The organism is Streptomyces sp. NPDC033165, from assembly GCF_055577965.1.
In genome coordinates this window covers 530,580-555,624 of record NZ_JBVIPK010000001.1, presented here as the reverse complement: position 1 = coordinate 555,624, position 25,045 = coordinate 530,580, and the positions used below count along the sequence as shown (strand labels likewise).

The 25,045-nt window shown below is 73.0% G+C and carries 22 protein-coding genes and 2 pseudogenes; 10 read left to right on the top strand and 14 right to left on the bottom strand.

Features of this window, described 5'->3' with window-relative positions; all coding sequences use genetic code 11:
* Positions 1–60: 60 nt before the first annotated feature.
* From ACZ5WC_RS02550 to ACZ5WC_RS02530, 5 genes are all read right to left on the bottom strand, one after another.
* Complete coding sequence (locus tag ACZ5WC_RS02550) at positions 61–1,794, bottom strand: ABC transporter ATP-binding protein (protein WP_468539093.1); 1,734 nt, start codon at positions 1,792–1,794, stop codon at positions 61–63.
* Positions 1,791–2,963, bottom strand: a complete 1,173-nt coding sequence (locus tag ACZ5WC_RS02545) for an energy-coupling factor transporter transmembrane component T (protein ID WP_468539092.1) — start codon at positions 2,961–2,963, stop codon at positions 1,791–1,793. Before ACZ5WC_RS02545 ends, ACZ5WC_RS02550 begins: the two co-directional genes overlap by 4 nt.
* Positions 2,960–3,688: an SCO2322 family protein gene (locus ACZ5WC_RS02540; RefSeq protein WP_468539091.1), complete on the bottom strand. Its 729-nt coding sequence runs from the start codon at positions 3,686–3,688 to the stop codon at positions 2,960–2,962. Before ACZ5WC_RS02540 ends, ACZ5WC_RS02545 begins: the two co-directional genes overlap by 4 nt.
* Entirely contained in the window at positions 3,685–4,935 is a 1,251-nt protein-coding gene (locus ACZ5WC_RS02535; RefSeq protein WP_468539090.1) for a prenyltransferase/squalene oxidase repeat-containing protein, read from the bottom strand. Before ACZ5WC_RS02535 ends, ACZ5WC_RS02540 begins: the two co-directional genes overlap by 4 nt.
* A gap of 439 nt (positions 4,936–5,374) precedes the next feature.
* Positions 5,375–6,412: an MBL fold metallo-hydrolase gene (locus tag ACZ5WC_RS02530; RefSeq protein WP_468539089.1), complete on the bottom strand. Its 1,038-nt coding sequence runs from the start codon at positions 6,410–6,412 to the stop codon at positions 5,375–5,377.
* A 196-nt stretch (positions 6,413–6,608) separates the two neighbouring features.
* On the opposite strand from ACZ5WC_RS02530, the gene ACZ5WC_RS02525 reads away from it, so the two are divergent.
* From ACZ5WC_RS02525 to ACZ5WC_RS02515, 3 genes are all read left to right on the top strand, one after another.
* On the top strand, positions 6,609–8,069 hold the full coding sequence (locus tag ACZ5WC_RS02525) for an aldehyde dehydrogenase (RefSeq protein WP_468539088.1): 1,461 nt from the start codon (positions 6,609–6,611) through the stop codon (positions 8,067–8,069).
* Positions 8,070–8,303, top strand: a complete 234-nt coding sequence (locus ACZ5WC_RS02520) for a ferredoxin (RefSeq protein WP_311119352.1) — start codon at positions 8,070–8,072, stop codon at positions 8,301–8,303. It abuts the gene before it with no gap.
* Positions 8,304–8,369: 66 nt separating this feature from the next.
* Positions 8,370–8,540 carry a PIN domain-containing protein gene (locus tag ACZ5WC_RS02515; RefSeq protein ID WP_468539087.1) on the top strand — a complete coding sequence of 57 codons (171 nt, stop codon included), beginning with the start codon at positions 8,370–8,372 and terminating at the stop codon, positions 8,538–8,540.
* Between the two features lie 28 nt (positions 8,541–8,568).
* Here the strand turns inward: ACZ5WC_RS02515 and ACZ5WC_RS02510 are convergent, their stop codons facing one another.
* From ACZ5WC_RS02510 to ACZ5WC_RS02495, 4 genes and pseudogenes are all read right to left on the bottom strand, one after another.
* On the bottom strand, positions 8,569–9,846 hold the full coding sequence (locus ACZ5WC_RS02510; RefSeq protein WP_468539086.1) for an MFS transporter: 1,278 nt from the start codon (positions 9,844–9,846) through the stop codon (positions 8,569–8,571).
* A complete protein-coding gene (locus ACZ5WC_RS02505; RefSeq protein ID WP_468539085.1) occupies positions 9,836–11,632 on the bottom strand; it encodes a condensation domain-containing protein in 1,797 nt (598 codons plus the stop codon). The genes ACZ5WC_RS02510 and ACZ5WC_RS02505 overlap by 11 nt, the downstream gene beginning before the upstream one ends.
* Positions 11,633–11,636: 4 nt before the next feature.
* Positions 11,637–12,623: a DUF6271 family protein gene (locus tag ACZ5WC_RS02500; protein WP_468539084.1), complete on the bottom strand. Its 987-nt coding sequence runs from the start codon at positions 12,621–12,623 to the stop codon at positions 11,637–11,639.
* Positions 12,623–13,733: pseudogene (locus tag ACZ5WC_RS02495) on the bottom strand (phytanoyl-CoA dioxygenase family protein). The gene ACZ5WC_RS02500 and the pseudogene ACZ5WC_RS02495 overlap by 1 nt, the downstream one beginning before the upstream one ends.
* Before the next feature lie 419 nt (positions 13,734–14,152).
* Here ACZ5WC_RS02495 and ACZ5WC_RS02490 point away from each other — a divergent pair.
* The 3 genes and pseudogenes from ACZ5WC_RS02490 (at position 14,153) to ACZ5WC_RS02480 (ending at position 16,115) form a co-directional block, all read left to right on the top strand.
* Positions 14,153–14,976, top strand: a pseudogene (locus ACZ5WC_RS02490) (class-II aminoacyl-tRNA synthetase family protein).
* 54 nt (positions 14,977–15,030) lie between these two features.
* Positions 15,031–15,294, top strand: coding sequence for an acyl carrier protein (locus tag ACZ5WC_RS02485; protein WP_311119348.1), 264 nt, complete (start codon positions 15,031–15,033; stop codon positions 15,292–15,294).
* Positions 15,291–16,115 (top strand): 4'-phosphopantetheinyl transferase family protein, encoded by an 825-nt coding sequence (locus ACZ5WC_RS02480; protein WP_468539083.1) that lies wholly within the window; start codon positions 15,291–15,293, stop codon positions 16,113–16,115. Before ACZ5WC_RS02485 ends, ACZ5WC_RS02480 begins: the two co-directional genes overlap by 4 nt.
* Here ACZ5WC_RS02480 and ACZ5WC_RS02475 read toward each other — a convergent pair.
* Positions 16,015–16,719 carry a TetR family transcriptional regulator gene (locus ACZ5WC_RS02475; RefSeq protein WP_468539082.1) on the bottom strand — a complete coding sequence of 235 codons (705 nt, stop codon included), beginning with the start codon at positions 16,717–16,719 and terminating at the stop codon, positions 16,015–16,017. The two genes, ACZ5WC_RS02480 and ACZ5WC_RS02475, sit on opposite strands and share 101 nt — an antisense overlap.
* Before the next feature lie 231 nt (positions 16,720–16,950).
* On the opposite strand from ACZ5WC_RS02475, the gene ACZ5WC_RS02470 reads away from it, so the two are divergent.
* The 4 genes from ACZ5WC_RS02470 to ACZ5WC_RS02455 all read left to right on the top strand — a co-directional run bounded on the left by ACZ5WC_RS02470 (position 16,951) and on the right by ACZ5WC_RS02455 (position 21,169).
* Positions 16,951–18,264: a glycosyltransferase family 4 protein gene (locus ACZ5WC_RS02470; RefSeq protein ID WP_468539081.1), complete on the top strand. Its 1,314-nt coding sequence runs from the start codon at positions 16,951–16,953 to the stop codon at positions 18,262–18,264.
* 106 nt (positions 18,265–18,370) lie between these two features.
* On the top strand, positions 18,371–19,102 hold the full coding sequence (locus ACZ5WC_RS02465; RefSeq protein WP_096631601.1) for a class I SAM-dependent methyltransferase: 732 nt from the start codon (positions 18,371–18,373) through the stop codon (positions 19,100–19,102).
* Positions 19,099–20,172, top strand: a complete 1,074-nt coding sequence (locus ACZ5WC_RS02460; protein ID WP_468539080.1) for a prenyltransferase/squalene oxidase repeat-containing protein — start codon at positions 19,099–19,101, stop codon at positions 20,170–20,172. The genes ACZ5WC_RS02465 and ACZ5WC_RS02460 overlap by 4 nt, the downstream gene beginning before the upstream one ends.
* A 217-nt stretch (positions 20,173–20,389) precedes the next feature.
* Positions 20,390–21,169 (top strand): maleylpyruvate isomerase family mycothiol-dependent enzyme, encoded by a 780-nt coding sequence (locus ACZ5WC_RS02455; protein ID WP_468539079.1) that lies wholly within the window; start codon positions 20,390–20,392, stop codon positions 21,167–21,169.
* Between the two features lie 10 nt (positions 21,170–21,179).
* Here ACZ5WC_RS02455 and ACZ5WC_RS02450 read toward each other — a convergent pair whose 3' ends face one another.
* The 4 genes from ACZ5WC_RS02450 to ACZ5WC_RS02435 all read right to left on the bottom strand — a co-directional run bounded on the left by ACZ5WC_RS02450 (position 21,180) and on the right by ACZ5WC_RS02435 (position 24,923).
* Positions 21,180–22,190: an LLM class F420-dependent oxidoreductase gene (locus ACZ5WC_RS02450; RefSeq protein WP_468539078.1), complete on the bottom strand. Its 1,011-nt coding sequence runs from the start codon at positions 22,188–22,190 to the stop codon at positions 21,180–21,182.
* Between the two features lie 111 nt (positions 22,191–22,301).
* Complete coding sequence (locus ACZ5WC_RS02445; protein ID WP_468539077.1) at positions 22,302–23,165, bottom strand: hypothetical protein; 864 nt, start codon at positions 23,163–23,165, stop codon at positions 22,302–22,304.
* A gap of 175 nt (positions 23,166–23,340) precedes the next feature.
* Positions 23,341–24,258, bottom strand: coding sequence for an N-acetylmuramoyl-L-alanine amidase (locus ACZ5WC_RS02440; protein WP_468539076.1), 918 nt, complete (start codon positions 24,256–24,258; stop codon positions 23,341–23,343).
* A 77-nt stretch (positions 24,259–24,335) separates the two neighbouring features.
* On the bottom strand, positions 24,336–24,923 hold the full coding sequence (locus tag ACZ5WC_RS02435) for a class I SAM-dependent methyltransferase (RefSeq protein WP_468539400.1): 588 nt from the start codon (positions 24,921–24,923) through the stop codon (positions 24,336–24,338).
* Between the last annotated feature and the right edge of the window lie 122 nt (positions 24,924–25,045).

The window sequence follows — 25,045 nt, the reverse complement described above, 5'->3', positions numbered from 1 at the left end:
TCCGTACGCCCGGCTCCGCGCCGGCCCGGGGCGCCCGCTCCCGTACTTCCGTGGTTCCGCTCACGTGCCCGCCTCCAGCGCCCCGCGCACCTGGGACACGGTCAGCCACTCCTGCGGGGCCAGGATCTTCGCCGTCTGCGGGGCGAACGAGGGGGAGGAGACCACCACCCGCCCGGTCGGGCCGTCCGCGACGACCTCCCCGTCGGCGAGGATCACCACCCGGTGCGCCAGCTCCGCCGCCAGCTCCACATCGTGCGTGGCCAGGACGATCGCGTGGCCCTCGGCGGCCAGGGCGCGCAGGACGCCGACGAGTCGGGCCTTCGCCGCGTAGTCCAGGCCGCGCGTCGGCTCGTCCAGCAGCAACAGCGGCGGGCGCCCGGTCAGTACGAGCGCCAGGGCGAGCGCGAGCCGCTGGCCCTCGGACAGGTCCCGGGGGTGGGTGCCGTCCCCGACCCCGGGCAGCAGCTCCGACACCAGCGCCCGGCAGGTGCCCTCCGCCGCGCCCGCGTCCCGGTCGGCCGCCGCGCACTCCGCGGCCACCGTGTCCGCGTACAGCAGATCGCGCGGCTCCTGCGGTACGAGACCGACCCGGCGCACCATCGCCCCCGGGTCGGTCCGGGCCGGGGCGAGCCCGCCGACGCGCACGGTGCCCGAGGTGGGCTCGATCATGCCGACGAGCGCGCCGAGCAGTGTGGACTTCCCGGCCCCGTTGCGGCCCATCAGGGCCACGGTCTCGCCCGGGGCGACGGTGAGTTCCACCCGCCGCAACGCCTCGATCCGACCGCGTCGCACCCCGAGCCCCTCGACCCGGGTGACCGGATCGAAGGCGGGGGCGGCGGACCGGTCGGACGCGCGGGGGCCGCCCGTCCGGCCCCGGCCCAGCAGCCGGGCGAGCCGTCCGGGCCCGGGCCGCTCCGAAGCGACCGGCCGCACAGGCTCCGGCACGGGTGCGGCCGCCGTACGCGCGGGCACGGCCGCGTCCGCCAGCCGGGCCCGCAGCGCACCCGCCCCGCGCCGGGCGTCCCGTACCGACAGGGGCAGCGGGTCCCAGCCCGCCAGCAGCCCCAGTTCGGCCACCGGCGGCCGGACCGGCGACACCTTCATGATCTCGGCGGGCGGCCCCGTGACGGGGGCGACGCCCGGGGCGGGCAGCAGGATGACCTGGTCCGCGTACTGCACCACCCGCTCCAGCCGGTGCTCGGCCATCAGCACGGTCGTGCCCAGGTCGTGGACCAGCCGCTGGAGCACCGCGAGGACCTCCTCGGCCGCCGCCGGGTCCAGTGCGGAGGTCGGCTCGTCGAGCACCAGCACCTTCGGGTGCGGGGTGAGCACCGAGCCGATCGCCACGCGCTGCTGCTGGCCACCAGACAGGGTCGCGATCGGCCGGTCGCGCAGCTCGGCCAGGCCCAGCAGGTCGAGCGTCTCCTCGACCCGGCGGCGCATCACGTCGGGGGCCAGACCCAGCGACTCCATGCCGTACGCGAGCTCGTCCTCGACGGTGTCCGTGACGAAGTGCGCGAGCGGGTCCTGCCCCACCGTGCCGACCAGATCGGCCAGTTCACGCGGCTTGTGCGTACGGGTGTCGCGCCCGTCCACCGTGACCCGGCCCGACAGCAGCCCGCCCGTGAAGTGCGGGACGAGCCCCGAGACCGTACCCAGCAAAGTCGATTTGCCGACCCCTGAAGGGCCGACGAGCAGCACGAGTTCGCCCTCGGGGACCGTGAGGTCGACGCCGGACAGCGTGGGCCGCTCCGTGCCCTCGTACCGCACGGAGACCCGCTCGAACCTGATCACGCCAGCTCCTTGCTGCGATGTGCCTGTTTCCCTGCCCCGGGGGACGACGACGGCGGTACGGGCGCGACCAGCGCGGGCAGCAGCCCGATCAGCGCGGCCGCCGCGGGCCACAGCGGCAGCACCGGCGCGGTCAGCGGTACGACACCGGGGCGCAGCGCGTCCGGATCGGCCGCGCCCGCCCGGATCATCACCGCCGCGACCGCCGCACCCGAGCACGCCACCAGCCAGGCCCGTACCCCCCACCGGTCCGGCCGGTAGCGGGTCCGCACCGAGCGGCGGCCGCCGAGCCGAAGCCCCGCCAGCGCCGTGACCAGACCGGCCAGCAGCAGCGGCAGCCCGTACACCGCCCCCTGAGCGGCCAGCAGCCCGTACGTTCCCGCGCACACCCCGAGCAGCCCGCCCAGGGTGAGGACGTTCGTGGTGTGCCGGACGGCCGCCGGGACCTGGGCGGTGCGCCCGTAGCCGCGCGCGTCCATCGACGCGGCCAGCGCCACGGACCGCTCCAGCGCCCCCTCCAGCACCGGCAGCCCGATCTGCGCCACCGCCCGCACCCCACCGGTCGGCCGGCCCCGCAGCCGCCGCGCGGTGCGCAGCCGGACCACGTCGGCCACCATGTTCGGCGCGAACGTCATCGCCACCACGACGGCGACCCCCACCTCGTACAGCGCACCGGGCAGCGACTTCAGCAGCCGGGCCGGGTTGGCCAGCGCGTTCGCCGCGCCGACACAGATCAGCAGTGTGGCCAGCTTCATCCCGTCGTACAGGGCGAACACCAGCTGTTCCGCCGTGACCCGGCCACCGATCCGCACCCCCTGCGCCCAGTCGGGCAACGGAAGTTCCGGGAGAACGAACACCGTGTGCGAACCGGGGATCGGCGACCCGAGGAAGACGGAGAACAGCACGCGCAGCGCCACGACGAACAGCCCGAGCTTGACGAACGCCCCGTAGGAACGGGCCCACGGCGCGTCGGTCCGCCGGGCCGCGACCACGTACCCCGCCACGCCCACCAGCAGCCCGAGCAGGAGCGGGTTCGTCGTCCGGGACGCGGCGGTGGCGAGTCCCAGGGCCCAGAGCCACCACGCCCCGGCGGGCAGCGCGTTGCCGCGGTCGGCCTGCGGCGCGCGCAGGGCGCGGCGGAGCCGCCGGGCGGGGGCCGGGGCGGCGGTCACCGGCGGCGGCGGGCCTGGATGACGGCGGCGATGCCGAGCAGCAGGACGGCGCCGATGCCGACGAGAAGCCCGACGGAGGGACCTCCGCCACCCCCGTCACCTTCCTCGTCCGCGCCTTCCGCCTCTTCGGCCGTGCTGGAGGGTCCGGACGACTTCCCGCTCCCGTCCCCCGACACCTGCTCGCCGCAGCCCGACTCGGGGTAGCCGGAGATCGCGCAGAGCATGGCGCTGCTGTCGTACCGCAGCGGCTTCGCCACCGCGGCGAGCGCGTCCGCGCTGCTGGCGTCCGGCGCGACCTGCGCGCACGCTGTGCGCAGCGCGGGCGGCTTCTCGCCGTCCGGGGCGTCGGCAGCGGTGCCCGGGTCGATCACCAGGGCGATCCGCTTGGAGCCGTCCTCCGCCGGGGTGTCCGCGCAGATCGCCCCGAAGTCGGGGGCGCGGCGCGGCTGGTCCGCGTCGCCGGAGTCCTCGCTCACGGCGAACCGGAAGCCCTGGACCGTACCGTCGTCCGGGCGCAGGACGGCCGGGCCCTGAGTGGCGTACTCCCAGTTCTTGCCGTTGCCCTCCCAGAAGGACCAGTAGCGGTACCCGGCGGCCTCGGCGCTGCCCGCGCCCAGCAGGACGGCGGAGGCGGCGACCAGCGCGGTCAGCAGAGCGACGACGGGGGTCCGCAGTGCGACGGCGGGGGTCCGCAGATGTGCCAGGACCGGTGTACGCCTTGTCACGGCTGCTGCTTCTTCCGGCGCATGCTGAGCAGGAAGCCGATGCCCGTGCCGGCGAGCAGTCCGATGCCGATCAGCCACCACAGCCCGAGCCCGCTGTCGTCGCTGCTGGTGCCGCTGGTGGGCTGGGTACCGGTCCGCGTCGGCGCGGGCGTGGCGGTGGCGGCCGGGGCGGGGCCGGTCGCGTTGAGCTGCTTGACGAGGTCGACGCCGCCGAAGCTGCGGGCGTCCGCGCCGGTCGCGTGCGCGGCGAAGATCAACTGGGCTGTGGCGGCCGGACCGCCCTGCTGCGCCCAGGTCTTGGAGTTCTTGGCCAGCCAGCTGACGGAGGCCTCGGCCTTGTCCTTGTGCCCGGAGGCGGAGAGCGCGACGACGGCGTCGGCGGTGTTGCCGAAGTCGGGCTGCGGCGCGCTGTCCTCGGCACCCGGCATCGGGGGCTGCTCCAGATACGGCGACTTCTCCAGCGTGTCCGCGAGGAAGGAAGCGCCGTTCTGCGCGCTCTGCTCCGGGCTGAGGTCGTCGCCCTTCGTGCAGACGGGGTCCTTCACCGCGTTGGCGTTCCCGATGGCCATGCCCCGGCCCAGCAGACCCAGCACGGCGGCCGCCGAGGAGTCCAGGTTGGCGACGAGCTCGCCCTTCTTGCCCGGCTGGTAGGCGAACGCGCCGCCGTCCTTCTCCCCGCACGGGATGGCGAGGGCCTGGAGCGCGGTGTACGGGGTCTTGCCGTCGGCGGTGGTGACTTCGTTGATCGGCACACCGGCCCGGGCGAGGGCGCCGATCACGACACCGGTGGAGTTCGCGTCGCTCGGGCTGCCGGGGTTGTACCCCCAGCCGCCGTCCTCGTTCTGGACGGACTTCAGCCAGTCGGCGCCGTTGTTCGCGGCGTCGCGGTGCTGGTTGAGCTCGACGAGGGCCTGGACGGCGGCGGCGGTGGCGTTGGTGTCCATCACCGTCGAGGCGTCGCAGGGCTCGGAGGCGTCCCGGTACGAGGTGAACGCCCCGCTGTCGCACTGCTGCCCCACCAGCCAGTCCACCGCCTGCGTCGACGGCGTGACGTACTCGATCTTCTGCGCGAGGAAGGCCAGCGACTGCCGCCAGACCCCGTCGTAGGTCGGGTCGGTGGTGCCGTAGAGCCCCGGCGGCAGCTCGGCCGACGGGGAGGGGCTCGGTGCGGCGACCGCTACGGGCGCGGCCGCGCCCAGGAGCACGGCGGTGGTCGCGAGCGCGGCTGCGCTGCGGCGTACGGTCATGGCGGGCTGGGCCTCTCCTGCGGGGGCCGGACTCCCCGGGCGCACGAGGGCACCGGGCTCCGGCCCCGTATGCCTCGACGGTGCCGGCCACCGGGGTTCCGGTGGCCCGAGGGCCGGTCGTCGAAGTGCCGACCTGCCCGAGCCGCTCACGCTCCGCGGACAGGGCGGTCCGGCTGCCGTCGGGCGGACGGTTCACGGCTGGGGTCCAGCGCCGGACTCGCACCGGCCTACCCCTGTACGGGCATGATGACGACCAGCTCACTCTACCGGTCCGTACCACGTGGACCTGGGGGTGGCGGACCGTGTACGGCATCGGGTACCCACGGACGTACGAGGCCGGGGCACCGGCCCCCGCGGGCTCACGGCCGGCTCGGCCGGCGGTGTACGGCGGGCTCACACGGCGAGGTACGGCGGGCTCGTCCGGCGGTCTGGGGCCGGCTCAGACGGCGATGTACGTCGTCGGGGGCCCGCCCGGTACGGCCTCCGCGCGCCCGAGCTTCACCAGCCGCCGCAGATGGGACTCGGCCTCCGACACGGCGATCGACCGCGAACCGTGCGGGATCTGCTCCCACGGCCGGTTCCACTCCATCCGCTCGGCGAGCTGCCACGGGGTGAGCGGCGTGGCGAGGAGCGCGAGGAGCCCGGTCAGCCGCTCCTCGTGATGGTCGAGCAGCTCCCGCACCCGCCCGCCCGCGTCGGTGAACGCGTGCTGGTGGGCGGGCAGCACCTCGGCCACCCCGAGCCGCCCGATCCGCTCCAGCGAGGCCAGGTAGTCCCCGAGCGGATCGGTGACGGCGGTGTCGTCGGGGTCCTCGTACAACCCGATGTGCGGGCTGATCCCCGGCAGCAGGTGATCTCCGGAGAACAACCGCCCGTGCCCCGGCAGATTCGCCGGGTGCCGCTCCTCCAGATGGAGGCAGACATGGCCCGGGGTGTGGCCGGGGGTCCAGACGGCCCGCAGCCGGCGCCCGGCGAGGCCGAGCAGTTCGCCGGGGACGATGTCCCGGTCGGGCAGGGCGGCGCGCAGCCCGGGCAGGGTCCGCAGCCGCCCCGCGCCGCGGGCGGCGCGCAGCGGGGCGAGGTGCTCCTCGGGCGCACCGACGGCGGCGAGCTTACGGGTGAGGTAGTCGAGCCAGGTGCCGGGCTCGGATTCCCGGGTGCGCCGGACGATCGCGGTATCGGCCTCGTGCATCGCGATCCAGGCCCCGGATGCCTCGCGGACCTGCCCGGAGAGGCCGTGGTGGTCGGGGTGGTGGTGGGTGATGACGACGCCGTGGACGTCGGTGACGGCGGTGCCGAGGGCGGCGAGCCCGGCGACGAGCGTGTCCCAGGAGGCCGGGTCGTCCCAGCCGGTGTCGACGAGGACGGGGCCCCGGTCGGTGTCGACGAGGTGGACCAGGGTGTGGCCGAGGGGATTGTCCGGGATGGGGACCTTGATGCTGTGGACGCCTCCGCCGTGGTCGGTCACCTGAGTCATGGGCTCCCCATCTCCGCTTCGGCCTCCACTGTAACGAGAACTCGTTCCAGTGGTAGCCCTGGTCTACCAAACCCTCCGCGCAAGGGGCCGCCCCGTGCGGGCCGGTGCGGTCCGATCCGTGGACTCCTGGAACAGGAACTGGTATCAGTTCTGACGACTAGTCAGTCAGTGGGCCGGGCGGCGGGAGGCAGCAGCCATGACCGAGCTTGTGGAGCACGGACAACTGTTCATCGGCGGGGAGTTCACCGACCCGCTCGGCAGCGATGTCATCGAGGTGATCTCCCCGCACACCGAACAGGTCATCGGCCGCGTGCCGCACGCCTCCGAGGCCGACGTCGACCGGGCCGTCGCCGCCGCGCGCCGCGCCTTCGACGAGGGCCCCTGGCCGCGGATGCCGCTGGACGAGCGGATCGCGGTGATCACGCGGATCAAGGACGCCTTCGCCGTACGCCACGAGGAGTTCGCGCGGCTGATCAGCGCGCAGAACGGCACCCCGTACAGTGCGAGCGTCATGGTGCAGGCGCTGGCGGCGATGATGGTCTGGGACTCGGCGATCACGGTGGCGCGCGCCTTCCCCTACGAGGAACGGCGCGACGGCGTCCTCGGCCCCCTCCTGGTCCGCCGCGAACCGGTCGGTGTGGTCGCCGCGGTCGTACCGTGGAACGTCCCCCAGTTCACGGCCGCCGCGAAACTGGCCCCAGCACTCCTGGCAGGCTGCACGGCGGTCCTGAAGGTCTCACCGGAAACCCCCCTTGACGCCTACCTCCTGGCGGAGACAGCGGCGGAGGCGGGCCTGCCGGAGGGCGTCCTCTCCATCCTCCCGGCGGACCGGGAGGTCAGCGAGTACCTGGTGGGCCACCGGGACGTGGACAAGGTCTCCTTCACCGGCTCGGTCGCCGCGGGCCGCCGTGTGATGGAGGTCGCCTCCCGCAACCTCACCCGGGTCACCCTCGAACTGGGCGGCAAGTCGGCCGCAGTGATCCTTCCCGACGCGGACCTGGACGCGGCGGTCGCGGGCATCGTTCCCTTCGCCTGGATGATCAACGGCCAGGCGTGCGTGGCCCAGACGCGCATCCTGGCCCCGCGCTCCCGTTACGACGAGGTGGCGGAGGCGTTCGCGGCAGCGGCGGGCGCGCTCCGCGTGGGCGACCCCCTGGACCCCACCACGGAACTCGGCCCCCTGGTGGCCCGCCGCCAGCAACAACGCTCCCTGGACTACATCCGCCTGGGCCAGGAGGAGGGCGCCAAGATCCTCACGGGCGGCAGCCGCCCCGCCTCCCAGGAACGGGGCTGGTACGTGGAACCCACCCTCTTCGGCTCGGTCGACAATTCCATGCGCATCGCCCGCGAGGAGATCTTCGGCCCGGTCATCTGCCTGATCCCGTACGGCGACGAGGCCGAGGCCGTCCGCATCGCCGACGACTCCCCGTACGGCCTCAGCGGCAGCGTCTGGACGACCGACACGGAACGCGGCATCGACATCGCCCGCCAGGTCCGCACCGGCACGTACAGCGTGAACACCTTCAGCCTCGACATGCTGGGCCCGTTCGGCGGCTACAAGAACTCGGGCCTGGGCCGCGAATTCGGCCCCGAGGGCTACGGCGAGTTCTTCGAGCACAAGATGATCCACCTCCCCGCCGGCTACCAGGAGGCGTGAATGGGCGACCGCTGGCACGTGGAGGTGGACCGGTCCGTCTGCATCGGCTCCGGCATGTGCGTCAACCACGCCCCGGACGCCTTCCACCTGGACACCGCCCGCCAGTCCCACCCGAGGGACGAGGACCGCGACGCGGCCGAACAGGTCCTGGCGGCGGCGGAGGGCTGCCCGGTGGAGGCGATCACGCTGACGCTGGCGGGGTCGGGGGAGGTGGTTTTCCCGCCGGAGGAGTGAGGGGCGTCCGGAGCTGCCTCGTCTGGTCACGACCAGACGAGGCGCCCGTCGGCGATGTTGCCCTTGGTGCAGTTTCCCGTCACCGCCGCGCGCGGGGTGCGCGCCGGGCGGCCGCCGATGGTGCACGAGGACGCCTTCGACCGGCTGCTCGTCGCGCAGGCGCAGGCCCATCGGCTGGTCCTCGTCACCCGGAACGCCTGGATCCCGCAGTACGGCGTACCGGTCGTGCGGGGCTGACCGGTACGCCGTACCCCGGTGGAACAGGTCAGACCGCCGGTTCGCCCTCCGCCTTCCGGAGCATGCCCTCCGGCGCCCGCCGCAGCGCGCGGATCGCGGGGACGCCGAGCATGACGGCCAGCAGGACGAACGACATGACCGACGAGAAGATCAGCACCTCGTTCGCGCCGAACGCGTCGGCCGCCGGCCCCGCCAGGGCGCGGCCCAGCGGGATGACCATGATGGAGCCGGCGACGTCGTACGCGGAGACGCGGCTCAGGACCGTCAGCGGGATGTGGGACTGGACGCTCGTCGCCCACATCACGCCCCAGAACGCGAAGCCGTAACCCGCGATGACGTGGGCCACGGCCGTGGCTGCGAAGGACCATTCCAGGGCCGGGGCCAGGGGGTTGAGCGCGAAGCAGAGCATCGCCAGGGCGCCCGCGACCAGGGGACGGCGCGGGCGGACCCGCATACCGATCAGGCCGCCGATGATCGTGCCCGCGCCGTCCGCCGAGGCGATCCAGCCGTACCCGCTCGCCCCGTGCTGCTCGATCATCAGCGCCGCGCCCAGCGGCAGCGCGGGACCGAACACCAACAGGCCGTACACGGACCAGACCGAGATGACGCCCCACAGCCACTGGCGGGACCGGAACTCCTGCCAGCCCGTCGCGAGCCTGCGCCACATCGGGGCGTCGCCCTCGTCACGGACCGTGTGCAGCTTCCGCAGCGGTAGCAGCACCGCCGCGCTGAGCGCGTACGCCGCCGCGATGACCAGGTACGAGCCCGAGACCTGCCAGTACGCGACCAGGATGCCCGCCAGGCCGGGGCCCAGCAGGGTGCTCAGGGCCTCGGAGATCCGCAGCAGCGCGTTGGCCTTCTGGATGTCCTCGGCGACCCGGGGGACCATGCTCGCCATGCCAGGCTGGAACATCGCCGTCGCGGCCCCGCTGAGCGCCATCAGCGCCATGATCTGCCACAGCGGAACGCCGTCCGAGAAGAAGAGCAGCGCGCCGAGCGTGATCATGGCCAGCATCCGCACCAGGTCGGCGCAGATCATCATCAGCTGCGGGGTGAACCGGTCGGCCAGCACCCCGCCGAACAGCACCAGCAGCACGATCGGGGTCATCCACGCGGCCAGCGCGTAACCGACGCCGCTCGCCCCGTGGCCCGCTCCCAGCACGGCTGTGGTGAGGGACACCATCAGCATGCCGTCGGCCAGCAGCGACGCGCTGCGGGCCGTGAAGAACAGCTGGAACCGGCCCGACCGCCAGGGGCTGGGCAACGGCTCGGGCTTCTGCTGGAGGGTCGTGTCGTCAACGCTCATGTCGCACCTGCCGGCTCCTGCCGGTCCCTTCCTCGATGATCTGCTGCCGACGCCACGCGTCGCTCCGGTGCGCTTCGGCGGGTGGGTGCTCGACGAGCACGTAGCGGCGGGGTGCGATGACGCCCGTCCCGCCGTGGGCGGGGAGCTTGTTCATCAGTGCCTCGTGGGCGCCGACCGGTGTCAGGGCCGTGTCGCCGCCGCGCGCTATGTACGCCGTGAGGCCCGGGGGCGAACCCGCGCGGGGGCGGTCCGCCTCGATGTGTACGGGCAGGCCCCCCACCGCCCCGCTCAGCGCGTCCCGTACGGCGGTCGGCGAGGCCCAACAGCCGTCCACCCGCGTCCATTCGGGTCCGCGCTCGGCAGGCCCGACGCTCGTCACCCTGGTGAGCGAGCCGAGGGGTACGTCACCCTCGGCGGCCGCCTCCAGCAGCCGCACCAAGCCGGTCAGGAAGCCCTCCGCCTCCTGCGGGGTGAACAGTGCGGGGTCGGCCCACAGGGAGATGTGGAGCTGGGGCGTCGTCTCGTACGTGAATGCCAGCATGCGCGTCGGCAGCACCTGCAACGGGCCCCAGGTCAGCTCCAGTTCGGCCGCGCCGCTGTTCTGCGGCGCGGCGGAGAGAAGCGTGGCGGGAAGCGCGCTGACGTCGTTGAAGACCACGTCCCGCGCGAAGTGGCTGCCGCGCTCACCGGCGACTCGGCCGATCATCTCCCACAGGCGTACGGAGTCGAACTGGCTGTGCCGGTAGGCGTTGAGCGCCGCGCCCCAGGTCTTGCGGACCAGCGTGTCGAAGGACGGGACCCGGACGTCCAGGCAGAGCAGCGCGTCCTGGGACAGGGTGTTCACCGAGCGGGCGATCGTGGGGTGGAACCGGTTGGAGGTCGGGACGGCGGTGACGCAGGAGTCCTGGCCCGCCCGGTGGGCCACCAGCGCGCACCAGGCCGCCAGCAGCACCGTGGCCTCCGGGTTCCTGATGCGCCCCGCTGCTGCGGCGAGGGCCCGGGCGCCGCGCCGGGACCGGAGGGTGAGCTGCCGGGCCCGGCCGTCCGCGCCCGCCGCACGCGGCTCGGCGAACATCTCCTGCGGCTCGGTGCGGATGATCCGCTCCCAGTACCGCAGCGACGCCTGAGACTTCCGATTCCCGGCGGGGGATGCCTCCTCGGCCGCCAGGTCGAGCGGGGCGAAGGAGGCGGGCGCGGGCAGTTTCTCGCCTGCCAGCAGGGCGAGGAACTCCTCCCGCAGGACAGCCAGCGCGCTGCCGTCCGTCACCGCGTGACTGGAGGCCAGGGCAGCGTGGACGGGGACGCCGCCGAGGGTGAGCACCGTGATCCGCAGGGGAAACTCCCGGTCCAGCGCGAAGCGGCCGGCGCGGGCCGCCCGCGCCACCGTCTCGGCGTACCGGGCGGGCTCCTCGGGGAACTCCGTGTGGTCGACGACGGTCACCGTGAACGTGCCCTCGCCCGCCACCACCTGCTCCACGGGCGTGGCCCCCGGCACGTGCGGAAACGTGGTGCGCAGCCCTTCGTGGCGCAGGGCCAGCGTGCGCAGGGCGTCGATCGCGGCGTCCAGGCCGGTGCCCGGGGGGATCGCCCACACATCGTGGTTGTTGATGTGCTCGGGATCGTCCCGCAGGATGCAGCGGATCATGTTGGCCTGGCCCATAGTGAGGGGGCCGCGGCGCTCGTCACCGCCCGCATAGGCGACGGTGAAGGTACGGGGAGCATGCGGGGTGCGCGGGGTGTGCGCGGGATTCCGGTGCATGGTGTCCTTGCCGACAGCGGAGTTCATCGGGTCACGGTCGGGGGTGTCCGGCCGTGACCGGCGAGACGTCCCCCCGGCCCGCTGCGGCGCTCGCACGGGTCAGCGCCTCCCAGTGGTCCATCAGGAGCGCGAAGTCGGCCATGTCGTCCCGGGCCTCGTCCAGGAGCCGGGAGCGGCGGCCGGCGAGCGTGTCCGTGACCGTCGCGTAGCGGCCGCCGCGGTCGAGGCCGATGCTGTCCCGGACGAAACCGGCGACCACACGGGCCCGGATGCGCCTCTCGGCGTCGAGCGGCGCGTCACCGGCCGCCGCCGTCCTCGCGTACACGGCGTTGAGGTACGTCATCGACAGCAGGAACTTCGCGAAGCGCAGCTGGTACGCGAGGAACCCGGAGTCCGTACGCCGTTCCTCCGTATGGAAGTTGGCGATGTGCCGGTTGTGCTGGACGCCGGGCAGCCGGGCGTCGTGGACGAGATGGGTCAGGAAGCACTCGCTGCCGATGGTGTTGGTGGTGGGCGGCAGCGGGACCTTGCCGTAGACCTCGTGGCCGAGCCCGATGTTGCACATGCCCGCGTGCATCGGGCTGATGGTGGTGAGAGTGATGCGGTCGCCACCGAACGCCGTGTCCCCGGCGCCCCGGAAGGACGCGTCGATCAGATGTCCGCGCCAGATCTCCGGGTAGTCCTCGGGTGTCGACAGTCCGACCAGCTCGCGGTATGTGTCCTGGTCGAGGCGCTGGTAGCGGCTGTCGGAGTCCCGGCGGTGGACGGACGTACAGCCGAGGGCCTGGGCGATGAGGAACGCCCGGTTAGCGCAGGCCCCGTAGGAGACGCGGGACGGGGGCAGCGCGGCCACCGCCTTCCGGTGCTCGGCGAGCGCCGACGCGGGGGCGCGATCCAGGACCAGGAGGTGCACCTCGATGCCGAACCGCCGTGCACCGTAAGCCGCTTCCTCGCCGACCGCCGCGATGGCCCCGGCGCGCGCCCGGTTGGTGGGTAGGGCCAGACAGACGCGCCGCACTAAGGCTCCCCGCTCTGCGCGGCGGAATCCGTGCCCTGGACGCCCTGTGCGGCGGGTGCGATGTCCTCGACCGGGTCCTGCCACGAGGCGAGCCCCAGCAGCCGACTGCCCAGCGGGTTCAGTTCGGCCGTTGGGCAGCGCTGGGAATCGGGCCGCACCGGGTCGCCGATCAGGGTGCGGTTCCAGCTGGGGGTGCGCAGATGGCGCATGGACTCCACCCGGGACTCGCGCAGCCGCTCGTGCTCCTCCAGCACGGGCATCATCGACAGGTACTGCACGGCCCTTACCCCGTTCTCGGAGAGGTTGCGCGCCACTCCGTGGGCCAGCAGACCGTTCCGGATGAGTAGGTCGGCGGGGCTCAGATCCGGTCGCACGACGGGGAGTTCGTCCCGGTCGATGTCCGGTCGCAGGGGGTCCCGATCCGCCGGCCGGCTGGTCTTCCAGGTGTCGAACTGCCGGAACAGCTCCGGGCAGCACTGGAAGCCGCCCGTCTCCGGCCGGGTGTCGTTGAGCGCGATGATGCCCTGCACCCGCTGTGGGGGGGACGGCGAGGGTGGTGTCGATGTTCCAGTGGAGCTCGATGTCGAAGCCCCGGTCCCTCGGCTCGATCAGGGCGCGGTCGCGGTTGCCCCGGTTGGCCGGGTTGAGGTTGAGCCGGTCCAGGGTGACCCACAGCTCCTCGCAGTCCCATACGTCGACGAAGGCGTCGTACACCCGCTGCGGCTGCCGGTTGTCCCAGAGCAGCTGGTGGTGGTACGCCTCCACGAAGCCGTAGATGTGCAGCTGCTGGCCCAGCTCGGAGTGCAGCGGCCGGTCCTCGTACCAGGTCTCCGGCCGCTCGGGATCGAGGTCTGGGAAGTCCCAGGTGAAGTGCAGCAGTTGACGTGCCACCGAGGCCGGTACGGCTTCCCGGACGATGACGTAACCGTACGTCTGCCAGTGGGTGAAGTCCTCCTCGGACGGCACCCGCACCGGACGCGACTTGTCGAGCTCCCGCAGGGCGGTCTGCGCGAGGCGGGTCTCGCCGTCCGCGCTGAAGTACGGGATGTCCGACGCCGCGCGGTGCAGGCGGGGCCGGCGGCGAGGGGCGGGTGTCGTCATGAGGTTCATGGCAGGTCCTTGTCCTCGGCCGGCCGTGCGGCGACCCCGGGGGGCGGGGTCGCCGTGGACGGCGGGACGGTTGGCAGCGGCGTGGCGGGAGGAGCCGTGGCCACGTCGATCAGCAGGATTGGTCCAGACCGCATGGGCTGTCAAGTGCCCGGCAAATATGGCGACATGGGTAGCGGTCATGTACCTGGCGGTCACGGAGCCGATACCTGCCGTTCGGTATTTTTGGTCTAGACAACAGGTGAGCGACGGGCCTAATGTCCAAGGGTGCGGCCGGGTTCGTGACGGTCTGTCAACCGTTTCCCTTCCTGTGCTCCGGCCGGTGACGGCCCTGTTCGGGGCCACCGACGCCACGGCGATGTGGTCGGTGCGTCCGGTGGGTGTCCCGCATTGCCGACCCGCACCGAGAAGGACGCGATTTCATGAACACATCCAGCATCACGGCCCTGCCGGGTATCGAGCTGAAGAGTCCTGGTGCCGGGCTGATCACGCTGAACCCGGTCCGCACCGCACTGCTGCGGGGCGGCTCTCCGCCCCCGAGGTCGTGGGGCCGCCCCTGCTGTCCGTCGACGGACTGGCACGGCTGGACTTCTTCCGTAACTTTCCCCATCTCGGGGTCTCCGTCAGGCGGTTCGGCGCGGAAGCGCTCGACCAACTGGCCTCCGGCGGCTCACCGTAGGACCTCCCGCTGCACCCGACCGGCCATGTGCTGCCGTCCGCGACCTGCTGCGGGCTGCTGCTCTCCCTGGAGGGCTAGGACGTCGGCGAGGAAGGGCTGCGGCTCTCGGCGGTCGGCCGCTGCTTCCGCAGCGAGACCCATTACGACGGCCTGCGCCGGCTGCGGGGGTTCCATACGCGGGTGCGGTCTACCTCGGCACCAAGGGCGGTGCCGCCGAACACCAGGAGAGCGTAGGGGAGTTCGTCCAGGAAGTGGCCGGGCGACGGGGGCTGACCCTGACCCGGGCGGCGGCCGACGACCCGTTCTTGACAACGGCGGATCGCGGGCCCGTCTGATGGCGCTGGACCCGGTGAAGTAGGAATACAGCGCTCCCGACGGCACAGCCATCGCCTTCGTCAACCGGCACCGCGACTTCTTCGGCGAGCGGCTCGGCATCCGCGCCGACTCCCATGGGCCCGCGTACAGCTCCTGCTCGCCTTCGGCGTCGAGCGCTGGGTGCACGCGATGACCCTCGCCCACGGCTCCGCCGAGCAGGCCCTGGGGCGGCTCCGCGCCGCCGGTTCCTGACCTTCACCCCGGCAGACAGCCGGAACAGAACAAGAGGAGCGATCTCCCCCCCCCATGGAACGTGTCGTAGCGTGGCTCAACGAGAAGAATCCCGGCCTTGACGGCCCGATCGGCGTCGAGGAGGACCTCGTGGAGGCCCGCCTCATCGACTCGATGGACTTCCTGGAGTTCATCGATCTCCTGGAGGAGATCTCGGGCAGCGGTATCGATCTGCAGGAGGTCACCATCGACGACTTCCGCACCCTCGCCCGTGTCAGGGAACGCTTCATGGGCTCCGTCGCTCGCGGAGGTGCCGACCGGGTGAGTACGGGCCGATGACCCGTCTCCCGCCGCCGCCCCTCCCGCGGCCGCGTCTCCTCCCGTCGCGCCTGCCGCCCCCGTACCTCCCGTACCACCCGTCGCCGTACGAGAAGTGCGACGCGAAGCACGACTGCGACAAGGCCACGGCCGCCGTCGCGCTGGTGGCTGCCACCGCCGAGGTGCTGGCGCACCCGGAGCTGGACGAGGACATGCTCGCCCCGTGGGAGCGGCGTCGGCTCGCGGGGATTCGGGTGCCCGGCCGGCGCGACGATGTCGTGGCGGCCCGACTGCTGCTGCGGCTGTGCGCCTCCCGGGTCACCGGGCGGCCGCCGCGGGAGGTGGGGCCCGCTCAGCGCTGCCCCGGCTGCGGGCAGGACGGGCATGGGCGGCCGTATCTCCCGGACCGCCCCGGGCTGGGCGCCGCCTTCAGTCACGCCGACGGGCTGGCCGCGGCGGCGGTCGGACCCGGCCCGGTCGGTATCGACGTGGAGCCCCTGACGCGTCGGCCGGGGCCCGTGAGGGTACTGCGGCGGCTGCTGTCGGAGGCCGAGGTGGACGCCGCCCGCGCCGCGCCGGACCCCGGTCCGGCGCTGCTGCGGTTGTGGGTCCGCCGGGAGGCGTTGTTCAAGGCCGGGCGGGACGACGTCCGGCTGGCCGAGTGGACGGACCACCACCGCGCGGCCGTGGTGGCACTCGCGGGCGCGGGCCCCTGGCGGGATGCCGGTCCGGCGCAGCCCCTCAGCCCCGGCCCGGTTCCGCCGTCAGGTCGATCAGGCGGCAGACCGTCTCGATGTCGATCTTCACCTGAGCGATCGAGGCCCGGCCGGACAGCCAGGTGATCAGCGCCGAGTGCCAGGTGTGCTCGATCACGCGGACCGCGGAGAGCTGTTCCGGCGTCGGGCGCTCCAGGCCCATCGCGTCCAGGATGATCGCCGTGGTGAGGCGGGAGACCGTGTCCACCTCGGGGCTCACGCTGCGGTCCGCGAAGGTGAGCGCGCGGACCATCGCGTCCGCGAGGTGCGGTTCGCGCTGGAGGGCGCGGAAGGCCCGCATCAGGGTCTCCGCGACCCGCTGGGCCGCGTCGTCGCCGGCCGGGGGGCGCTTGCGGAGCGTGGTGTGCATGTGCTGGAGCTGGTCCTGCATGGTGGCGACCAGCAGATGGATCTTGGAGGGGAAGTAGCGGTAGAGCGTGCCGAGCGCCACCCCGGCCGCCTCCGCCACCTCGCGCATCTGCACTGCCTCGAACCCGCCCCGGCTGGCGAGCTGGGCGCTGGCGTGCAGGATGCGGCGGCGACGGGCCTCCTGCCGTTCGGTCAACGGAGGCGCCGTGCGGTCGGTCGACGCCGACAGGGATGCCCCGCGCTCGGCCGATGCGGGCGTCGCGCGTTCGGTCGGCGTGGGCGCTGCCGGTCTGGCGTCCGCGGTCATGCTGTCACCATCCATGATCCATGATCCATGGCCTTGTTCCTCGGCATCCGGGCGGACGGGCGGGCGCCCCGGGCGCGCACAGCATGCCAGGACGTCCGTCGTGGCGCGAATCACCTGATCCGGCCGTCACACCGACGCTACCTGCCGGTAGATTCGATGCACGTTGAACGATCAAGTCTGAAACTTGTTCTAGATTAGCGCGACCGGTTACGCTCCGGCGAACACGCAGTCAGAAGGGGGCCGAGTGTGACCGCTGAGGCCATAGAAACGGGCCCCCGCACGGGCGGAGGCGGCCCCGCCGGGGCCGGCGACCGGCCGTTGCGCATCGCACTCCTCACGTACAAGGGCAATCCGTTCTGCGGCGGCCAGGGCGTGTACGTCCGCCACCTCGGGCGGGAGCTCGCGCGGCTCGGCCACAGCGTCGAAGTGATCGGCGCGCAGCCCTACCCGGTGCTCGACGAGGGCGTCCCGCTCACCGAGCTGCCGAGCCTCGACCTCTACCGGCAGCCCGACCCCTTCCGTACGCCGAAGCGCGGCGAGTACCGGGACTGGATCGACTTCGCCGAGGTCGCCACCATGTGGACCGGCGGCTTCCCCGAACCGCTCACCTTCAGCCTGCGCGCCCGCCGCCACCTCCTCTCCCGGCGCGGCGAGTTCGACGTCGTCCACGACAACCAGACCCTCGGCTACGGGCTCCTCGGCGACCTCGGGGCCCCGCTCGTGACGACCATCCACCACCCCATCACCGTGGACCGCAGGCTCGACCTGGCCGCCGCCACCAGCCGCCGCCGACGCGCCTCCGTACGCCGCTGGTACGCCTTCACCCGGATGCAGAAGCGGGTCGCCCGCAAGCTGGACTCCGTCCTCACCGTCTCCGGCTCCTCCCGCGACGAGATCGTCGAGGACCTCGGCGTACGCGCGGACCGGATCAGCGTGGTCCACATCGGCGCCGACACCGACCTGTGGTCGCCCGACCCCTCCGTCGCCGAGGTACCGGGACGCATCGTCACCACCTCCAGCGCCGACGTCCCCCTCAAGGGCCTGGTCCACCTCGTGGACGCGCTCGCCAAGCTCCGTACGGAGAATCCCGACGCCCACCTCGTCGTCGTCGGCAAGCGCGCCGAGAACGGGCCGGTCGCACGGGCCATCGAGCGGCACGGGCTGGCGGACGCGGTCGAGTTCGTCAAGGGCATCAGCGATCCCGAGCTGGTCGACCTCGTGCGCAGCGCCCAGGTCTCCTGCGTGCCCTCGCTGTACGAGGGGTTCTCGCTGCCCGCCGCCGAGGCGATGGCCACCGGCACCCCGCTCGTCGCCACCACCGGCGGTGCGATCCCGGAGGTCTCCGGCCGCGACGGGGAGACCTGCCTCGCCGTGCCGCCCGGTGACGCGGACGCGCTGGCCGGGGCGCTGGCCCGGCTGCTGGCCGATCCGGAGCTGCGTGCCCGGCTCGGTGCGGCGGGCCGGGCGCGGGTGCTGGAGAAGTTCACCTGGGCCAGGGCCGCCGCCGGAACGGCCGAGCTGTACCGTCAGGCGATCGCCGCCCGCGGAGTCCGCAGGTGACGCACGCCCCGCAGGCGGACGCAGGCCCGCAGACCGTGGACCCGTCGACCGGAACCCGTACCCCGCTCATCTGAACCCGTACCTCCGACCTCGAAGGCAGGCCCTCGTGCTGACCGTCGACTTCACCCGCTTCCCGCTCGCCGCAGGCGACCGAGTGCTCGACCTGGGCTGCGGTGCCGGCCGGCATGCCTTCGAGTGTTACCGGCGCGGTGCGCAGGTCGTCGCCCTCGACCAGAACGGCGAGGAGATCCGCGAGGTCGCCAAGTGGTTCGCCGCGATGAAGGAGGCGGGGGAGGCCCCCGAGGGGGCCACCGCCACCGCCATGGAGGGCGACGCCCTCAACCTGCCGTTCCCCGACGACTCCTTCGACGTCGTGATCATCTCCGAGGTCATGGAGCACATCCCGGACGACAAGGGCGTCCTCGCCGAGATGGTCCGGGTCCTCAAGCCCGGCGGCCGGATCGCCGTCACCGTCCCGCGCTACGGCCCCGAGAAGGTCTGCTGGGCACTCTCCGACGCGTACCACGAGGTCGAGGGCGGCCACATCCGTATCTACAAGGCCGACCAGCTTCTCGCCCGCATCCGCGAGGCCGGACTCAAGCCGTACGGCACCCACCACGCCCATGCGCTGCACTCACCGTACTGGTGGCTGAAGTGCGCCTTCGGGGTCGACAACGACAAGGCCCTGCCGGTGCGCGCGTACCACAAGCTGTTGGTCTGGGACATCATGAAGAAGCCGCTCGCCACCCGGGTCGCCGAGCAGCTCCTCAACCCGGTCGTCGGCAAGAGCTTCGTCGCGTACGCCACCAAGCCGCACCTTCCGAAGGCCGAGGCGTGAGCACTCCCGAACAGACCGAACACCTTGTCCTCCCCGGTGTCCTGACGGCAGGTCAGGCGGCCGAGACGGTCGCCGCGCTCCTCGCCGTGCAGCGTGCGGACGGGGCGCTGCCCTGGTTCCGGGGCCACCACCTCGACCCGTGGGACCACACCGAGGCCGCGATGGCCCTGGACGCGGCCGGTGAGCACGCGGCGGCGGCGCGCGCCTACGACTGGCTCGCCCGCAACCAGAACGCCGACGGCTCCTGGTACGCCGCCTACCACGACGGCGACCCGCAGCAGCCGACCGACCGGGGCCTCGAAAGCAACTTCTGCGCGTACGTGGCCGTCGGCGTCTGGCACCACTATCTGGCCACCGGCGACGACGCGTTCGTCGACCGGATGTGGCCCACGGTCTTCTCGGCGGTCGAGTTCGTGCTCGGGCTCCAGCAGCCCGGCGGGCAGATCGGCTGGAAGCGGGAGGCCGACGGCACGCCGGTGAACGACGCGCTGCTGACCGGCTCCTCCTCGATCCACCAGGCGCTGCGCTGCGCGCTGGCCATCGCCGAGCGCCGCGAGGAGCCGCAGCCCGACTGGGAGTTGGCGACCGGCGCGCTGGCCCATGCCATCCGCAGCCACCCCGAGCGCTTCCTCGACAAGAACCGCTACTCGATGGACTGGTACTACCCGGTCCTCGGCGGCGCGGTCACCGGGGCCGAGGCCACCGCCCGTATCCAGGAGGGCTGGGACCGCTTCGTCGTGCCCGGGCTCGGGGTGCGCTGTGTGCTCCCCAATCCGTGGGTCACCGGCGGCGAGAGCTGCGAACTCGCCCTGGCCCTCTGGGTGACGGGGGAGTCGGACCGGGCGCTGGAGATCCTCCAGTCCGTCCAGCACCTGCGCGCCGAGGGCGGCTTGTACTGGACGGGTTACGTCTTCGAGGGCAACAAGGCCTTCTGGCCCGAGGAGCTCACCACCTGGACGGCTGGCTCCCTGCTGCTGGCGGTCGCCGCACTCGGGGGGGACGAGGCGACCACCGCGGTCTTCGGGGGCGAGCGGCTGCCGGTCGGCCTGGAGCCGGACTGCTGCCGCTGAACACCGCCGATGGACGGCCCGCACCGGGGGGCGACCGGTGCGGGGAGGGGGCAACCCGGTTCGTCTCGCTCAAGGGGCTGGGGGCCAGGCTCCGCGAGGACGCGGACGCCGAGGCCGCGGACAAGGGTGCCGTCCGCCTCTCAGCTGACCGGGCAGGGCCGGTGGGCAGGGGATATTCAGGTGATCCACTCGGGTGCCGCCGACTAGGGTGCCCGCCATGACGCTGCTCCCGTACGACCGTTACTGCGACGAGATCCTGGCCCAGACCGACGCCCTGCGCGCGACGCTGGCCGGTGCCGATCTCACCGTGACCGTGCCCACCTGCCCCGACTGGACGCTGCGCGAACTCGCCGTGCATGTCGGCGGGGCGCACCGCTGGGTCGGTGAGATCGTGCGCACCCGGGCCGCCGAGGACGTTCCCGAGGACAAGGTGCCGGGTATCGAAGGGCCCGGCGGTGACGACCCCGGGGCGCTGGACGCCTGGCTCGCCGAGGGGGCGGCGGACGCGGTGGCCGCCTTGCGGGAGGCGGGGCCGGACGCCGAGGTGTGGACGTGGGCGTGGGAGCGGCGGACCGACTTCTGGGCGCGGCGCATGACGCACGAGACGGTGGTGCACCGCGCGGACGCGGCGCTCGCCGCGCGGGTCCCGTACACCGTCGGCCCCGAGGTGGCCGCCGACACCATCGAGGAGTGGCTGCGCATCGTCTCCTTCGCCCAGGAGGGCGGTGACCCGGAGGCGGCCGAACTGCGGGGCGGCGGGCGCTCGTTGCACCTGCACGCCACCGACGTACCGGGTGCGGAGTGGCTGATCGGGTTCGGCGAGGACCGGTTCACCTGGCGGCGGGCCCATGATAAAGCGACGGTCGCGCTGCGGGGCCCGCTCACCGAGCTGATGCTCGTCTTCAACCGCCGCCTCGATCCGACCGACGACCGGGTGGAGGTGCTCGGCGACGGGGAGCTGCTGGACTTCTGGCTGGACCGGTCGTCGTTCGGCTGAACCGGCGCCTCTAGCTGTTGAGTTCCGCCAGGACCCGCAGTGTGTGCGGGTCCGGGGCGGTGACCAGCAGGTCCGTCACCGGGCCCCTGCGCCACAGCTCCAGCCGCTCCTTGATGCGGGCGCGCGGGCCCACCAGTGAGATCTCGTCGGCGAACGCGTCGGGCACCGCCCGCACCGCCTCCTCCTTGCGGCCCTGGAGGAACAGCTCCTGAATCCGGCGGGCCTCCTCCTCGAACCCCATCCGGGCCATCAGGTCCGCGTGGAAGTTGCGGGCCGCGTGGCCCATCCCGCCGATGTAGAAGCCGAGCATCGCCTTCACCGGCCACAGCCCCTCGGCCACGTCGTCGCAGACCTGCGCGCGGGCCATCGGCGCGATCATGAACCCGTCCCGGAGTCCGGTGAGCGAAGCCTCGTAGACGTCCGTGCGCAGCGGCGACCAGTACAGCGGCAGCCAGCCGTCCGCGATCGCCACCGTCTGCGCGATGTTCTTCGGGCCCTCCGCACCCAGCAGGACGGGGAGGGACGCCCGCAGGGGGTGGGTGATCGGCTTCAGCGGCTTGCCGAGACCCGTCGCGTCGGGGCCGGTGTACGGGTGGGAGTGGAAGCGGCCCGCCAGCTCGACCGGGGCCCGCCGTGCCAGCACCTGCCGGATCACCTCGACGTACTCGCGGGTCGCGGTCAGCGGGCTCCTCGGGAACGGCCGCCCGTACCACCCCTCCACCACCTGCGGCCCGGACAGGCCTAGGCCCAGTAGCATCCGGCCACCGGAGAGATGGTCCAGGGTCAGCGCGTGCATGGCCGTCGCGGTGGGCGTGCGGGCCGCCATCTGCGCGATCCCGGTGCCCAGCCGGAGCCGTGAGGTGCGGGCGGCGATCCAGGTCAGCGCGGTGAAGGCGTCCGACCCCCAGGCCTCCGCCGTCCACACCGAGTCATAGCCGAGCCGCTCGGCCTCCTGGGCCAGGGGGAGATGGCCGGGGTCCGGGCCGCGGCCCCAGTATCCGAGCGCGAGTCCTAGCCGCATTCCGCTCCCTCCGCCCGTTACTGACGATGCGTCAGCTGCTGTCAGGGGTGGACTGTACGACAGTGGCCCCCCGCCCGGAAGGGCGAGGGGCCACTGTGAGCCGCGAGCGGATCAGCCGCGCTGGATACCCGTGGTGTCCTGGAGGACGCCGCGACGGCCGTCCTGCGTCTGGGCGATGAGGCCCTGGCCGCGCTGCTCCACCGCGAGGTACCAGGTGCCCGGCGCCAGCTCGGCGATCGGGTTCGGCGAACCGTCCTCGCCGTACAGCGGGCGCGCCACCGGAACGGCGAACCAGAACGGGGTGAAGTCGCCCGCCGGGGCCGCGCCGCCCTGCGAGGGCTGCTGCTCCGAGGCCGGTGCCTGCTGCGCCTGCTGTGCCGGGTCGGCCGGGGCGGGCTGGCCCTGCGGGCCGCCGGGCTGCGCACCCGGGTAGCCGTAACCCTGGCTCGGCTGAGCGCCGTAAGGCTGCTGCTGGGCGCCCGGGTAGCCGTAGCCCTGGCCGGGCTGCGCGCCGTACGGCGGCTGGATGCCCTGAGCCGGCCTCGGGGCGCCGACGAGCGGGGCCTTGAGCGCGGGGATCAGCGGAGCGGCGACCGCCGCCGCGGCGAGCACGATGGAGGCCAGCAGGCCGAGGATCAGACCGGCCCCGGCGTCGTTGATGTCGAGGATCGTCCAGAACGCGGTCCACAGCGCGAAGACCGTGAGCGCCACACCGAACTGGCCGATGTCGAGCCCGGCGACCTTGCGGCCCGGCATGGTCCGGCCGACGATCACCAGCGCCGCGCCGATGACACCGGCGAGGAAGACGCTCATCAGGAGCCCGAGCGAGTCCCAGGCGTTCGGGCTGTCGAAGCGGGAGCAGTCGATGCCGGAGGGGCAGTCATAGCTGGAGTAGTCGAGGAAAGAGGCGATGAACAGCACGACCGCTGCTCCGATCACCACGCCATCGCCTCGAGTGAGGGAGCGGATATTCACGTGAAGGTCCTTAGTCGGTCGTCTCGTCGGGGCGGTCGTCGCTGCCGCCGGTGCGGCGGTACGGCACGAAGCTCGGGAGCGGCTCCCCATCGTACGGATGAATCTATCGTCTGCTCGGGCGGGTTGCGTCCCAGCCCGGATTCTGAACGGGTATCCCCCCAATATCACCGCAGAACTACCCCTCCAGGTAGCTCGCAATCCCGTCGGCCAGGCCCTGGGCCGCCTTCTGCCGCCAACTGGCGCTGGTAAGCAGGGCGGCGTCCTTCGGGTCACGCATATTGCCGCATTCGATGAACACTTTGGGCACAGTCGACAGATTCAGTCCGCCGAGATCGCTGCGCGTGTCCAGACCGGAATTCCCGCCGATGTAATTGGAGGGCGCGCTTCCGGTCGTGCGGGCGAAGTGCCCGGCGATCCTGGCCCCGAGGTCGGCCGAACTCTCCACGATCTTCGTGGTGTCGGCCCCGCCGCCCTTCACCCGGGCGGGCAGGATCACGTGGAAGCCCCGGTTGCCCACGCCCGACCCGTCGGCGTGCACCGAGACCACCGCGTCGGCCTCGGCCTCGTTGCCGATCCGCGCCCGCTCGTCGATGCACGGCCCGAACGGCCGGTCGTCGTCGTGCGTCAGCCGGACCCGTGCCCCCTGCGCCTCCAGCAGGGCGCGCAGCCGGTGTGACACGTCGAGGGTGAACCGGGCCTCCGCGTAACCGTCGTTGGTGGCTGTACCGGTCGTGTCGCACTCCTTGCGCCCGGTGCCGATGTCGACTTTCGCGTTGATCTCCCGGGTGTGCTCGCGGTTACGCGGGTTGTGTCCCGGGTCGATCACCACCGTCCGGCCGGTCAGCGGGCCGCGCGGCAGCGGCTCGGCGGGGGACGCGGAGGGTTCCGGTCGGTCCCCGGTCGGTGCGGGCGGCGGAGTCGGGGCCGTCGCGGAGGCTCCGCTCCCGCCCGGCCCGGGCGAGGCCGCACCGGCCTGGTCCGCTTCGGGTCCGCCCCCGCATCCGGCGGCGGTCAGACAGAGCGCGGCGAGCGCGGCGGCCGCGAACAGGGGCCGGGCACGGCGGGTGGGGGGAGGGCTGTCGTCGTACGGCACGCGGCGATGCTACCCACCCGGCCGCCGGACGCCGGCCCGGACGCCCGTGTCCGGCTGCCGGGGTGGCGGCCCGGATGTCAGATGCCCGTACCCGTACGCCGCAGCACGCGCAGCGAGTCCGTCGCCGACACCTCGGTGAACGCACCGGAGGCCAGCGCCCGCAGATACACCCGGTACGGGGCCTGCCCGCCGTCGGCCGGGTCGGGGAACACGTCGTGGATGACCAGCAGCCCGCCCTCCGCGACATGCGGGGCCCAGCCCTCGTAGTCCCCGTTCGCGTGCTCGTCGGTGTGTCCGCCGTCGATGAAGACGAGCCCGAGCGGACCTGCCCAGACGGCGGCGACCTGCGGGGAGCGCCCGACGAGCGCCACCACGTGGTCCTCCAGACCGGCCCGGTGCAGGGTGCGGCGGAACGTCGGCAGGGTGTCCATCAGTCCGACCTCGGGGTCCACCACGCTCGGGTCGTGGTACTCCCAGCCCGGCTGCTGCTCCTCGCTGCCCCGGTGGTGGTCGACGGTGAGCGCGCTCACCCCGGCCGCCCGCGCCGCGTCCGCCAGCAGGATCGTGGAGCGGCCGCAGTACGTTCCCACCTCCAGCAGGGGCAGCCCGAGCGCGCCGGCCCCGGTGGCGGCGGTGTACAGGGCGAGGCCCTCGTGGAGGGGCATGAAGCCCTTGGCGGCCTCGAACGCGGCGAGGATCTCCGGGCCGGGTCCGGCGGCGGGCGCGGACGCAGGAGTGGCTGCGGACTCGGCGGTCACGGGGTTCCTCCAGGTGGGGCGGGGCGGCC

Coding starts and splice junctions, on each gene's coding strand:
- ACZ5WC_RS02535 (WP_468539090.1), bottom strand. CDS start 4,935: ATGACCGTACGCCGCAGCGCAGCCGCGCTCGCGACCACCGCCGTGCTC.
- ACZ5WC_RS02530 (WP_468539089.1), bottom strand. CDS start 6,412: ATGACTCAGGTGACCGACCACGGCGGAGGCGTCCACAGCATCAAGGTC.
- ACZ5WC_RS02525 (WP_468539088.1), top strand. CDS start 6,609: ATGACCGAGCTTGTGGAGCACGGACAACTGTTCATCGGCGGGGAGTTC.
- ACZ5WC_RS02520 (WP_311119352.1), top strand. CDS start 8,070: ATGGGCGACCGCTGGCACGTGGAGGTGGACCGGTCCGTCTGCATCGGC.
- ACZ5WC_RS02510 (WP_468539086.1), bottom strand. CDS start 9,846: ATGAGCGTTGACGACACGACCCTCCAGCAGAAGCCCGAGCCGTTGCCC.
- ACZ5WC_RS02505 (WP_468539085.1), bottom strand. CDS start 11,632: ATGAACTCCGCTGTCGGCAAGGACACCATGCACCGGAATCCCGCGCAC.
- ACZ5WC_RS02485 (WP_311119348.1), top strand. CDS start 15,031: ATGGAACGTGTCGTAGCGTGGCTCAACGAGAAGAATCCCGGCCTTGAC.
- ACZ5WC_RS02480 (WP_468539083.1), top strand. CDS start 15,291: ATGACCCGTCTCCCGCCGCCGCCCCTCCCGCGGCCGCGTCTCCTCCCG.
- ACZ5WC_RS02475 (WP_468539082.1), bottom strand. CDS start 16,719: ATGGATGGTGACAGCATGACCGCGGACGCCAGACCGGCAGCGCCCACG.
- ACZ5WC_RS02455 (WP_468539079.1), top strand. CDS start 20,390: ATGACGCTGCTCCCGTACGACCGTTACTGCGACGAGATCCTGGCCCAG.
- ACZ5WC_RS02450 (WP_468539078.1), bottom strand. CDS start 22,190: ATGCGGCTAGGACTCGCGCTCGGATACTGGGGCCGCGGCCCGGACCCC.
- ACZ5WC_RS02435 (WP_468539400.1), bottom strand. CDS start 24,923: ATGCCCCTCCACGAGGGCCTCGCCCTGTACACCGCCGCCACCGGGGCC.